Below are 11,956 nucleotides of genomic sequence, written 5' to 3' on the forward strand. Positions count from 1 at the left end.
CCGATTCTTTAACAAAATGGCTCGCGAGAAATTTGAGAGGAACAAGCCTCACGTAAACATTGGCACCATTGGTCATGTGGATCATGGGAAGACAACCCTAACTGCAGCGATTACAAATGTGCTTGCCAAAAAGGGGCAAGCCAAAGCTCAAGATTATGGAGATATCGACGGTGCTCCTGAAGAGCGTGAACGTGGTATCACAATTAATACTGCTCACGTGGAATATGAGACTGATGGACGTCACTATGCCCATGTCGACTGTCCTGGCCATGCGGACTATGTGAAAAATATGATCACAGGGGCCGCTCAGATGGATGGAGCAATAATTGTTGTTGCAGCTACAGACGGTGCCATGGCGCAGACAAAAGAGCATATCCTGCTCGCTAAGCAAGTTGGTGTCCCTTCATTGGTAGTGGCACTTAACAAATGCGACATGGTGGATGACGAGGAAATGATTGAGCTTGTTGAGATGGAGATACGCGAGCTCCTCACAAGTTATGACTTCCCTGGCGACGACCTTCCTGTCATTCAGGTTTCAGCCCTTAAGGCTCTTGAAGGTGATGCTGAATGGGAAGCAAAAGTTGAGGAATTAATGAAAGCTGTGGATGATTCCATCCCCGAACCTGAAAGAGAAGTTGATAAGCCATTTCTGTTAGCTGTGGAGGATGTTTTTTCCATTACAGGCCGAGGAACAGTTGCAACTGGTCGTATTGAAAGAGGAAAAGTAAAAGTCGGGGAAGAAATCGAAATAGTAGGAATTCGAGACACTCGCCTCACAACTGTTACCGGTGTAGAGATGTTCCGTAAACTTCTTGATGAGGGTATGGCTGGTGATAACGTTGGCCTGCTGCTTAGAGGAATACAAAAGGAAGATATTGAACGTGGGATGGTTCTAGTTAAGAAAGGTTCGATTACTCCTCATACCAAATTCGAAGGTGAGGTTTATGTACTTAAGAAGGAAGAGGGTGGAAGGCATACCCCATTCTTTGCAGGTTATCGCCCACAGTTTTATATCCGCACTACTGATGTAACTGGGCAAATCACTGCATTTACTTCTGACGATGGAAGCAATGTTGAAATGGTCATGCCAGGTGATCGAATCAAGATGACTGGTGAATTAATTTGCCCAGTAGCTATCGAGCAAGGTATGCGTTTCGCAATTAGAGAAGGTGGTCGCACTATTGGTGCAGGGGTTGTTTCTCGAATTATTGAGTAGATCCTTCTTGAGGATGGCTAGATTTTTCACTGGTCATCCTCTAATGTGTAACCTTTGGTTTTGATAAATTCACTTAACTGAATTTCTAACGAACCTTGATAATCAATCTTTTAACCCTTTAAGGCAACTACCCAGGAAACTTTTATGTCTGCTGCCATTGCTCAACAAAAGATTCGTATTCGCCTTAAAGCCTTCGATAGACGAATGCTTGATCTTTCGTGTGAAAAAATTATAGAGACTGCTGATAATACTGCTGCCACTGCAATTGGTCCGATACCTCTTCCTACTAAAAGAAAAATTTATTGCGTCTTGAGGTCACCTCACGTTGACAAGGATTCAAGGGAGCATTTTGAAACACGTACTCATAGAAAGCTTATAGATATTTATAGCCCTTCTGCTAAGACGATTGATGCACTGATGAAGTTAGATTTACCAAGTGGCGTTGATATTGAAGTTAAGCTCTAATACCTTCTTTTCAACCAATTGGAGCTAAATTCTCTTAGGATTTAGTTCTGTTTGGAAAGCTTCCAGTGACCGACCTGGCTGTCAGGGAGTTACCACTTTTTCCCCTGCCTGATGTAGTCCTTTTTCCACAAGAAGTTTTACCTCTGCATATATTTGAGTCTCGCTACAGAATTATGCTTAGGAGTGTGTTGGAGAGTGATAGCCGTTTTGGTGTTGTTCGCTGGGACCCACTGAACAAGACAATGTCAGACGTAGGTTGTTGTGCAGAAATTATCAAATGTCATACATCTGAAGATGGACGTAGCAACATCATCACAATGGGGCAGCAAAGATTCCGCATCCTTGAGGTGATTAGAGAAGCTCCTTTTGCTACTGCCATGGTTAGTTGGATCGAGGATGAAGAGGTCAAAAACTCTGATGAATTGAATAAGCTTTCGGATGCGGTTTTGACTGCTCTTGGAGATGTTGTTTCTCTAACAGGCAAATTGCGAGACTCGCAAACAGTATTACCTGAAGATCTCCCCGACTTGCCTAGGGAATTATCATTTTGGATTGCAGCTCATCTTGCAGGACCTGTAGCCAAGGAACAACAGTATTTATTGGAATTAAATAATACTTTTGATCGTTTGCAACGTGAATTCGAAATGTTAGATCACACTCGCAAACAACTTGCAGCTCGCTCAGTTCTTAAAGAGACCTTCCCTAATGTTGATAAGGCCAATAATTGATGAGTATTTCGTTTTGGGTATTCACTTCTCTCATCGTTCTATTGGTCTTTTATTTGTTGGCCTGGGGCACTCAAGTGAGAAGATACACCTCTAGTAGCACTGTTGCTAATGCATATGATTCTTGGACAAATGATCGGCTTTTAGAACAATTGTGGGGTGAGCATGTGCATCTTGGCTATTACCCTGATTTAGGCAGGGGAATTGATTTTCGGTTAGCAAAGATTGACTTTGTTCATCATTTAGTGCGATGGAGTGGTTTGGATCAACTCCCTCCTGGTTCGAGAGTTCTGGATGTTGGCTGTGGCATTGGCGGAAGTTCAAGAATTTTGTCTAGGGAGTACGGTTTTGATGTCATAGGAATAACAATTAGCCATGCACAAGTTCAGCGTGCAAAGGAGCTGACACCAAAGGATCTTCTGTGCCATTTTGAGGTAATGGATGCTCTCGATTTAAAGTTTGATCAGAGTAGTTTTGATGGTGTTTGGAGTGTTGAAGCTGGTCCTCATATGCCTGACAAGCAGCTTTATGCAGATGAAATGCTAAGAGTTCTTAGACCTGGTGGAGTTTTGGCTGTTGCAGATTGGAACTCAAGAGAATCAGTTACTGGAATTAGGAGCGGTTTCGAGAGGTTTGTTATGAGCCAACTCCTTAATCAATGGGCTCACCCTGATTTTGCAACTATTCATGGGTTCCGTCAAAATTTGATAAATAGTCGTTTCTCTGGTGGCTTTGTTGACAGCGAAGACTGGACAAAATTTACTTTGCCTTCCTGGATAGATTCTATTTTGGAAGGTTTTCGGCGTCCTGGCGCTGTTCTTAGTCTTGGCCCAGGAGCTTTGCTCAAGGGACTTAGAGAGATTCCAACAATTGTATTGATGCGATGGGCATTTGCTAATGGATTAATGCAATTTGGTGTTTTTCGTTCTCGTGGATAGTTAGTTGTTAGTTAACATCTATTTCAGTACTTGTGTAAGCCCCAAAATTCACTAGATGTTCACATAGAGGTTCTAATGTATTTATTAATTTAAGATGGGATCCTTCAGAAGAGTTAGATAATTCTAGATCAACAAAAAAAACATATTCCCCTAGCTCTCTTTTAGACGGTCTGGATTCAATTCGGCTCATATTCAATCCTAGATTTGCAATATAAGAAAGAGCTTTTAATAGTGCTCCAGGTTCATTTGCTTTAAGTGAAAAGGCGAGGCTAGCGATATTTCCCTTTTGGAGGGGAACAACATGTTGCAGTAAAACAAATCTTGTCCTGTTCCCAGCAACATCGTTAATTGGGTAAGCAAGTTCTTTTAGGTCTCTCAAGCTTTTTTCAGGCTTTGAGGCAATTGCCGCACGAAATTTGCTATTTTTCACCATTCGGACTGCTTCAGCAGTGGAGTTTGTTGGAAGTTGAAGTGCATTAGGGAGATTTTTATTCAACCACCCGCTGCATTGGGCAAGAGCTTGAGGATGAGAAAGAACTTCAGAAATTTCATTTATTGATCCACTACTTAATAAGCAATGACGTATAGGAAGTATTAATGCTCTCCGAATAAATAAATTTGGATAGTTCCAGAGAGCATCAAGAGTTGCAGTCACCCCACCTTCTACTGAGTTTTCTATTGGAACTACTGCAACATCACAAAGTTTCTTTGCAGCATGTTCAATAACTGAGCGTAACCCGACACAAGGAACAAACTCAGGCTTATCTAATTTTTCTAGCTTTATAAGGCTATAAGCGGCCTTTTCGGCGTAGGTCCCCTCAGGTCCAAGAAAGGCCACTCGAGTCGGCATTACAAAAAAAGCACTGAAGGGTCGATAGGATCATGGCGCGTCACTCGCCGATTATGCCTCTGGCTTTCGAAGCTCGGCAGAAACTTGATCTCCCGATAAAGAGGAACGCAGATCGTCTCTCTGAATATCTCCTACAACAGGAGAGAGTGGTTGGTGCCATGTTGGATTCGAAAAAACTTACTCTGCTTGGCCCAGGAAGTTATAGATATAACGTCACCAGCTTTAAGGTGTTTCAGTTGGAAGTTAATCCAGTTGTATCAATAGCTGCCGTGAATAGTGAGGGCGCACTCACTATGAGTGCTACTGATAGTCAGCTTGATGGACTTGGCTTGGTGGATGACTTTGTCTTAACACTAAATGCAACTTTGGAGGCTACTGCCCAAGGCCTTGAGGGCGAAGCCTTGCTGGGGGTGACAGTTAGTCCTCCTCCACTTTTGAGATTGATTCCAGGTCAAGTGCTGGAAAGTACAGGTCAATCCATTCTTAGTACTATTCTGCTTGGCATTAAGGCTCGTGTTAGGCAGCAACTAGTTGATGATTTTAGGAATTGGTGTGAAGAGTAAATTTGTTTTTTAGACAAATTAAAGACTTAGTTTGGTTAGAAACGACTTACGATGCAAAGAGGTTGGGCCTAGAGTTAGAAGTACCTTTCTGTGCAATTGGGTTCCGTAACCTACATTTGTTTTAAGACCATATGCGGGGTATCGCGTTGCTAAGCGTTTAATAACTTCATCACGTCCTTCTTTGGCTAGAACACTTGCTGCTGCAATTTCAGCAGATTTACTATCTCCGTGTACCAATGTTTTTTGAGGTCCATACCACAGCCTGAGGGGCAGCACTCCATCAACTAAAAGCAGACTGATTGGATGGTTAAGTTTTTGGAGGGCTCTTAGCATTGCTAGCTCAGTGGCTTTCCTGATACCAATTGAGTCGATTTCTTTAGCAGATGATTGACCTAGAGCCCAGTGCTTAGCGTTTTGTTTAATAAGAGGAACAAGCATTGCTCTTTTCTTTGCTGTTAAGGCTTTGCTGTCTTTTAAACCAGCGTTTAGCAAAGTTTGTCGAGCAAGCTCATTATTTAGACCAACTGCACCTGCAAAGACTGGCCCAAATAAAGCCCCTCTGCCAACTTCATCTACTCCTACGATTTGGCTTTCATTAAGAACCATTTTCGTTGGTAGCAGACGAACGTCTCCTACGACGACGAGGATCTTCGACTTCTTTTTCTATTTGTGCGGAAGGATCAGATTCTGAAAATTCAGGGGTTGTTAATTGGTCATTTTCTTCAGTTGAAGTGGTCGGGATACTTATAGCCTCTTTTTGTGTCTCTTGAGAAATGGTGGGAGTGATTTCTTCTCCACCAATTGATGATTGATGGTCAATAGTGCCTCGGGTAATTACTCGATTGGTATTCCCATTGCCACTTCTGCCTCTTTTCCGGCGACGTTGCGCTGTTGCAGCCATTTGATTTTGGGACTCTTCTAAAACTTTTTCTACTTCTTCTCCAGGTCTAACTATGCGTACTAACAAGTTGTCATTGGTTGGTGTAGGTTCCAGCAAGAGAACAGGATTTAACCCCAAATAACTAAAAACTTCTTCCTGTTCAGAACTCATTTGGACGCCAATGAGTTCTGGCTCTTGCCTATGACTTGAGACTTCTGAAGAAGTTGTTTCCGTTGAAGTTTCTTGGAGTCTTTGGGCCCCGCCTTGAACTGAGAGTGAGTTGACTTCATTGCTACGGTTTTTTCCTAACCGTTTTCGAGGAAGATTGTTGCTCTCTAATGAAATTTGTTCAGTTGATTTGGTAGTACTAGTAGATCTCACTAAACCACTAGCTGTGGCTAGAGGTTGTAGTAAGTCAATGCCAGGCAAGGAAGCGATGTGTCCAAGACCACCACAGTTTTGGCATGTCTTCCCAAATAACTCATAAATATTTTGGCCTTGGCGCTTTCTAGTTAGTTCAACAAGTCCTAATTCAGTAAGCTGTGCAATTTGTGGACGCGAAGAGTCATTTCGGACTGCTGAAGTGAAATATTCTAGTAACTGTAATTGATCTCTTCTTGACTCCATATCTATGAAATCGATAATGATTACCCCCCCGATATTGCGAAGCTTTAATTGCCTAGCGATCTCGATTGCTGCTTCACAATTCGTCCATAAGACAGTTTCTCGAGCATTTGCTGACCGTGTAAAAGAGCCTGAATTGACATCGATAACTGTGAGAGCTTCAGTTGGCTCGATAATGATATAACCACCTGAAGGAAGATCCACTCTTGGTTTTAGCGCATCATTAATTGCTGTGTTTATTCTGAATTGATCAAGTAAACTATTTGCACCGCTATGAGATTCAACTAATACATTAGGACTATCTTGAGCTAGAAAACTACTGACACGATCAACGGCCTTAGCTTGATCAACTACAACTCGTATTAAATCAGGACCTATATGATCTCTGAGTATGCGATTAATGAAATCTTCGTCTCGATTTAGTAGTACTGGTGGTGGGTAGCTTTCAGAGGCTTGTTGGATAGCTTCCCACTGTTGAAGAAGACTTTCAAGGTCATCGATTAATAATTCTTCGGTGACACCTTCTGCTTCAGTACGAATTAAAAGGCCATTGCCAGGTGGCTTAATTAAGACTCCAAGAGCTCTAAGTCGATTTCGCTCTCCCTCAGAGCTTATTCGTCGAGAGATATTGACTCCTTGATTATGAGGTTGAAGTACTAAGTAACGACCTGGTAGAGACAGGTTCCCTGTGAGTCTGGGACCTTTGGTTCCTGTTGGTTCCTTCATTACCTGCACTAATACAGGCTGCCGAGGCTCTAGCAGTTCAGTAATTCCTGCTTGCCCTTTTTTAAGCCTTAAGGGGCCTAAATCCGTGACATGAATAAATCCATTCTTTTCACTTTCTCCGATATTTACAAAAGCTGCATCTATTCCAGGGAGAACGTTTTCAACCGTCCCTAGATAGACATCTCCAATTTGGTAGCGACCTTGGGCGACGATTAATTCATCTACTCGCTCATCTGTGAGCACTGCTGCTATACGCAACTGCTCTGCGATGACAATTTGCTGGGGCATATATTAGAAGAAAGTAGGAGCCCTACTTGGCTCAGAAACGATTGCAAACTTGCAGTAACTCTGCGAAGTTTTGAAAAATGAATGGTTAACGACCAAAGGTCGATTGCAGAAATGAAAGGAGCAATTACCCCTTGGGAGTAGGGGCTTGCTTATTCGTAACTAACGAACTGGAATCTGTGAGGGGCAACAGGCCTCGATTTCCTCAAAATTGGGGTTAAATAAGGCCTGGACGCACTTGCGACAAAAGCTGCCGTATCCTTTGCGTCTATATATGACCCTAGCATTTAAGTAACTGGATTTCATCTCTTTGCACGTTGGATATTTCCAGTGGGAGACCAAGGGATTCCTCTACCCAGTGTTTGATTTGTATAGGCTTAATACTCCTTCCTTGTTTATCTATAACTGCATTGAGTTGCATTCGGACTCCTTTAAGTGCGATTAATGCTTCTCCTTTATTTCTATTGATATCCATTCCCAAGGAAGATAGTTCTGGACGACAGTTTCGTTTCCTGGGCCTTCCTTTTTTGTCCGTATCATTCCAAATTAATTCCTTTGCCATTAAAAGTGAGTTAATTGCTGCCTTCCACTCGGCTTGAGTTGGATTACATTTTGAAATCACTGTTAGGTTAAAACTCCAAATCGAAGCAGCTATTTCTTGTGCAAGACTGGTTTTACTTATAGGTTTAATTTTTGCATTAATTAGATTGAGGCCTTGTGGAAGGTTTTTTTGTAGCTTTTGCCTGACGATTTCGGCCTCAACTGGCTGGAAGAAATCAATATCTACCCATTCTCCTAAGGCTTCAACTCCTAGCGGTAAAGCAAGAGCAATTTGTAATCGTGGAAGGGGATGAAACCCACCGCTATAACTCACTGGTAACTGGCTTCGTCGAAGAGCTCTTTCAAATAGGCGCAAAATATCCAGATGACTTAGGAGTTCTATAGGATTTCGCTTAGAAAATTGGAATCGAATTCGACAGAGTCGCTGTGTTGGAGGTGATTGTTGAGGTACCTGTGCCGGGACTTTTGGGGCTGGAACAATTACGTTATGCCCTAGCTCAGGACCGCAAACTCCACATTTGCTGCAGCTATCAAATGAACAATCTGGGACTATTTTTTCATCTAGAGCTCTTTGAAGGTCTTCTGCTAACCAACTCTTGTCTATGCCTGTATCAATGTGATCCCAAGGTAGTGGTTTGGTACAAAATTTGATTAGTTCATTGCCTCTCAAAGCTTCTACAGAATCCCATTCCCCTATTTCAAATTTTCTGTACTTACCTTCGAGCCCAGCATGCGCAATAGCTTTTCGCCATGCTTCATAAGTACGATCCAAAGATTCGTACCATGCGTCCATTCCAGCACCTTCTCTCCAAGCTTTTTCTATGACATCTGATAGCCGTCTATCTCCTCGGCCAATGAAGTCTTCCATTGCAGATAGTCGTATATCAGTGAAGTTTGCTTTGATGTTTTTAAGAGAAAGTAATTGATCCTTCAGTAGTTCTTGCTTGCGCTCTAATTGTGCTTTAGAAACACTGTGCCATTGAAATGGAGTATGAGGCTTTGGAGTGAAATTGCTAATGGTTAAGTGCAATTTTAATCTGCCTAAGTCAAGACATTTTTCTTGAAGCATTTGACAGGTTGAGGCAATTCCTAAAACGTCTTCAGAGGTTTCACTAGGGAGTCCAAGCATGAAGTAGAGCTTTACCTTTCGGTATCCGCTTTCCATAGCAGTGCGAATTCCTTTCAGAAGATCAGCATCGGTAAGTCCTTTGTTGACTACGTCTCTTAATCTTTGAGTGCCAGCTTCTGGGGCAAAGGTCAGTCCTGCTTTCCTGTTCCCACCAAGGATGTGAGCAATATCGTCATTAAATCGATCTATTCGTTGGCTTGGTAATTGCAATGAGATGTTTTGGTCTGAAAGCCTTTTTCGAAGCTCCACTCCTACTGCAGGTAAGGCTAAATAATCACTGCAACTAAGGGAGAGTAAGGAAAAGTCGCTATACCCAGTTTCTTTCATACCCGCTTCAACTGCATTGATGACTTCTTTTGGATCAACATCTCTTGCCGGTCTTGTCAGCATCCCTGGCTGGCAAAAACGGCACCCACGTGTACAACCTCTGCGTATTTCTACAGTCAGTCGATCATGAACTGTTTCGATATATGGGACTAAACCTATTGCATATTGGGGCATTGGTGTTGCTACTCGTCTTATTACTCTTTTCTGTATTGATGGTTCAATAGGGGAAAGTGAGCATGAATTTGTCCCATCTTTGTATAGAGAAGGTACATAAACCCCTGGAATTTCAGAGAGATCTAGAAGTAATGCATGACGGGAAAGTTTGTTTTTTTTGGATTCGGCCACTACAAGACCAATTTCTGGCAATAGCTCTTCTCCATCGCCAAGCGCAATAAAATCGAAGAACTTTGCGTAGGGTTCAGGATTGCTTGTAGCTGTTGGACCACCAGCAAATATGAGTGGTGGCGAGTTTGGGTGATCTATAGGTAGATCGGTACGATCTGCTGCGTACAAAGGTATAGCTGATAAATCCAACATGTCTAAAATGTTGGTTGCAATTAACTCATAACTGAGACTGAAGCCAAGTATGTCGAATGCATAAAGTGGTCTTCGACTTTCTACTGCAAATAAAGATATAGAGCGTTCTCTTAGTCGTCTAGATAGATCAATTGCAGGCATATATGCCCGGTCACAGAGTTGGCCGGGGACTGTATTTAAAATTGAATACAGAATTATATGCCCAGAATTGCTTATTCCTATTTCGTAAAGATCTGGGTAAGTTAGTGCCCATCTCACCTTTGCGCTGTCCCAGTCACGTTCTTTAACTCCTAATTCATGACCCATATATCTTGCAGGTTTCGCGATTTCAACATCCACCAATTTTTTAAAATCAATTGGCTCTAGTTGCAGACATTGATTTAGAGACTTGTTTGAGGCAATAAGCATGGCCGAAAAAAGTCCTCTCTGAAATACATCGTATGGAAGTACTCCACAGAGTGACGCTTTTCATAGCAAGATGCGAAGGACTAATGCATTTGCTACGTGGTTCTGGTCAATTCCAATTACCTCAAACTTAAAGCCGGCTATCTCTTTCCTGAGATTGCTAGAAGAGTTAAAGCCTTTAGCTTGGCTCATCCAAAGGCCAATTTAATTCGGTTGGGCATCGGGGATGTCACAGAACCTCTTCCGTTAGTTTGTAGAGATGCTATGAAAATAGCCATTGATGAAATGGGGACAGAATCTGGCTTTCATGGTTATGGCCCCGAACAAGGATATTTGTGGCTTCGAGAAAAGATTGCGAAATGGGATTATCAAGAACGTTCTTGTCAGGTAAGTGCAGATGAGATCTTTATTTCTGATGGCTCCAAGTGTGATAGCAGTAACATTCTTGATATTCTTGGAGAAGCTAATCGAATTGCTGTTACCGACCCTGTTTATCCCGTTTATGTGGATAGCAATGTCATGTCAGGTAGAACAGGCGACGCATTAGATGTCGGACAGTATCAAGGCCTTACTTACTTACCAATAAATGAAAATAATAATTTTCAGGCTCAGATCCCTGTTGGAGCAGTGGATCTAATTTATCTTTGCTTCCCTAATAACCCTACTGGTGCAGTTGCGTCTAAGGAACAGTTGGCTGAATGGGTTGCTTATGCTCAAAAGCATGACGCATTAATTCTTTTTGATGCTGCCTATGAGTCTTTTATTCAAGATGAATCTTTACCTCATTCGATATATGAAATTGATGGTGCACGCAATTGCGCAATTGAATTTCGGTCCTTTTCTAAAAATGCAGGGTTTACAGGAACTCGTTGTGCTTTCACAGTCATTCCTAAAACCTTGAAAGGTAAAGATAATAATAGTAATCCAGTAGAACTTTGGAGCCTGTGGAATCGTCGACAGAGCACTAAATTTAATGGAGTTAGTTATATTGTTCAAAGAGGAGCAGAAGCTGTTTATTCAGAGCAAGGTCAGCTGCAAATAAAATCTCTTGTTGGTTTTTATATGGAAAATGCAGCAATAATTAGACGCTCATTAATTGGAGCAGGCTTTACAGTTTATGGAGGGGAACATGCCCCTTATGTATGGATCAAGGTTCCAGAAGGAATGAATTCATGGAATTTCTTTGATTTTTTACTTGAAAAAGCTAATGTGGTAGGTACTCCTGGGAGTGGTTTTGGAGTATCTGGAGAGGGTTACTTTCGGTTGTCGGCCTTTAATAGCCGTATGAATGTTGAAGAAGCAATGCAAAGAATCGTCAATTTAAAATGAAACACTTTATTGACCAACTGACCTATTCTTCAAGCTTAGGACTATGTAAAAGATCGTCTGTCTTGGTGTTAGGAACTATAGCCAGACCTGGTGGGACAACAGTTGTAGAAAAGAAAGTAGAGAGAGTTCGTAAGTTATCGCCTAGGTATAAAGTTTTGCTGCATAATGACCCTGTAAATACTATGGAATATGTCGTGAAGACGTTACGCCAAGTTGTTCCACAACTTAGTGAACAAGATGCAATAGCAGTCATGCTTGAAACTCATAATACAGGAATTGGATTAGTTATTATTTGTGATATTGAGCCAGCTGAGTTTTATTCCCAAACTCTTAACTCTAAGGGTTTAACAAGTACCATTGAAAAAGAAACCTGATCTCTTTTATTGCTATTTTCTG

11 protein-coding genes are annotated in these 11,956 nt (G+C 41.9%); 7 read left to right on the plus strand and 4 right to left on the minus strand.

What is annotated here, in order from left to right; genetic code table 11:
- Window positions 1–16: 16 nt before the first annotated feature.
- The 4 genes from tuf (at window position 17) to SOI82_RS08045 (ending at window position 3,344) form a co-directional block, all read left to right on the plus strand.
- Window positions 17–1,216 (plus strand): elongation factor Tu, encoded by a 1,200-nt coding sequence (tuf, locus tag SOI82_RS08030; protein WP_320666909.1) that lies wholly within the window; start codon window positions 17–19, stop codon window positions 1,214–1,216.
- A 144-nt stretch (window positions 1,217–1,360) separates the two neighbouring features.
- Window positions 1,361–1,681 carry a 30S ribosomal protein S10 gene (rpsJ, locus tag SOI82_RS08035; protein WP_320666910.1) on the plus strand — a complete coding sequence of 107 codons (321 nt, stop codon included), beginning with the start codon at window positions 1,361–1,363 and terminating at the stop codon, window positions 1,679–1,681.
- 65 nt (window positions 1,682–1,746) lie between these two features.
- Entirely contained in the window at window positions 1,747–2,409 is a 663-nt protein-coding gene (locus SOI82_RS08040; protein ID WP_320666911.1) for an LON peptidase substrate-binding domain-containing protein, read from the plus strand.
- Window positions 2,409–3,344: a methyltransferase domain-containing protein gene (locus SOI82_RS08045; protein WP_320666912.1), complete on the plus strand. Its 936-nt coding sequence runs from the start codon at window positions 2,409–2,411 to the stop codon at window positions 3,342–3,344. The genes SOI82_RS08040 and SOI82_RS08045 overlap by 1 nt, the downstream gene beginning before the upstream one ends.
- Window positions 3,345–3,351: 7 nt before the next feature.
- On the opposite strand, the gene pheA is transcribed toward SOI82_RS08045, so the two are convergent.
- The gene (pheA, locus tag SOI82_RS08050; RefSeq protein WP_320666913.1) at window positions 3,352–4,194 is read right to left on the minus strand and encodes a prephenate dehydratase; all 843 of its coding nucleotides are present in this window, start codon (window positions 4,192–4,194) and stop codon (window positions 3,352–3,354) included.
- 53 nt (window positions 4,195–4,247) lie between these two features.
- On the opposite strand from pheA, the gene SOI82_RS08055 reads away from it, so the two are divergent.
- Window positions 4,248–4,757, plus strand: a complete 510-nt coding sequence (locus tag SOI82_RS08055) for a DUF1997 domain-containing protein (RefSeq protein WP_320668398.1) — start codon at window positions 4,248–4,250, stop codon at window positions 4,755–4,757.
- A gap of 18 nt (window positions 4,758–4,775) precedes the next feature.
- Here the strand turns inward: SOI82_RS08055 and SOI82_RS08060 are convergent, their stop codons facing one another.
- The 3 genes from SOI82_RS08060 to SOI82_RS08070 all read right to left on the minus strand — a co-directional run bounded on the left by SOI82_RS08060 (window position 4,776) and on the right by SOI82_RS08070 (window position 10,234).
- Window positions 4,776–5,363, minus strand: coding sequence for a ribonuclease HII (locus tag SOI82_RS08060; RefSeq protein WP_414153507.1), 588 nt, complete (start codon window positions 5,361–5,363; stop codon window positions 4,776–4,778).
- Window positions 5,353–7,275 (minus strand): Rne/Rng family ribonuclease, encoded by a 1,923-nt coding sequence (locus tag SOI82_RS08065; protein WP_320666914.1) that lies wholly within the window; start codon window positions 7,273–7,275, stop codon window positions 5,353–5,355. The genes SOI82_RS08060 and SOI82_RS08065 overlap by 11 nt, the downstream gene beginning before the upstream one ends.
- A 277-nt stretch (window positions 7,276–7,552) precedes the next feature.
- Window positions 7,553–10,234 carry a TIGR03960 family B12-binding radical SAM protein gene (locus tag SOI82_RS08070; protein WP_320666915.1) on the minus strand — a complete coding sequence of 894 codons (2,682 nt, stop codon included), beginning with the start codon at window positions 10,232–10,234 and terminating at the stop codon, window positions 7,553–7,555.
- 96 nt (window positions 10,235–10,330) lie between these two features.
- Between SOI82_RS08070 and SOI82_RS08075 the strand changes: the two genes are divergently transcribed.
- Both SOI82_RS08075 and clpS read left to right on the plus strand, forming a co-directional pair.
- A complete protein-coding gene (locus SOI82_RS08075; RefSeq protein WP_320666916.1) occupies window positions 10,331–11,560 on the plus strand; it encodes an LL-diaminopimelate aminotransferase in 1,230 nt (409 codons plus the stop codon).
- Between the two features lie 62 nt (window positions 11,561–11,622).
- Complete coding sequence (clpS, locus tag SOI82_RS08080) at window positions 11,623–11,934, plus strand: ATP-dependent Clp protease adapter ClpS (RefSeq protein WP_414153508.1); 312 nt, start codon at window positions 11,623–11,625, stop codon at window positions 11,932–11,934.
- Window positions 11,935–11,956 lie beyond the last annotated feature (22 nt).

Source organism: Prochlorococcus sp. MIT 1307, from assembly GCF_034092395.1.
Lineage (GTDB): Bacteria > Cyanobacteriota > Cyanobacteriia > PCC-6307 > Cyanobiaceae > AG-363-K07.

What these genes read in the sequence shown, in the direction of transcription:
- SOI82_RS08070 (WP_320666915.1), bottom strand. Translation starts at nt 10,234, where the DNA reads ATGCTTATTGCCTCAAACAAGTCTCTAAATCAATGTCTGCAACTAGAG.
- SOI82_RS08065 (WP_320666914.1), bottom strand. Translation starts at nt 7,275, where the DNA reads ATGCCCCAGCAAATTGTCATCGCAGAGCAGTTGCGTATAGCAGCAGTG.
- SOI82_RS08060 (WP_414153507.1), bottom strand. Translation starts at nt 5,363, where the DNA reads ATGGTTCTTAATGAAAGCCAAATCGTAGGAGTAGATGAAGTTGGCAGA.
- rpsJ (WP_320666910.1), top strand. Translation starts at nt 1,361, where the DNA reads ATGTCTGCTGCCATTGCTCAACAAAAGATTCGTATTCGCCTTAAAGCC.
- SOI82_RS08055 (WP_320668398.1), top strand. Translation starts at nt 4,248, where the DNA reads ATGCCTCTGGCTTTCGAAGCTCGGCAGAAACTTGATCTCCCGATAAAG.
- tuf (WP_320666909.1), top strand. Translation starts at nt 17, where the DNA reads ATGGCTCGCGAGAAATTTGAGAGGAACAAGCCTCACGTAAACATTGGC.
- SOI82_RS08045 (WP_320666912.1), top strand. Translation starts at nt 2,409, where the DNA reads ATGAGTATTTCGTTTTGGGTATTCACTTCTCTCATCGTTCTATTGGTC.
- pheA (WP_320666913.1), bottom strand. Translation starts at nt 4,194, where the DNA reads ATGCCGACTCGAGTGGCCTTTCTTGGACCTGAGGGGACCTACGCCGAA.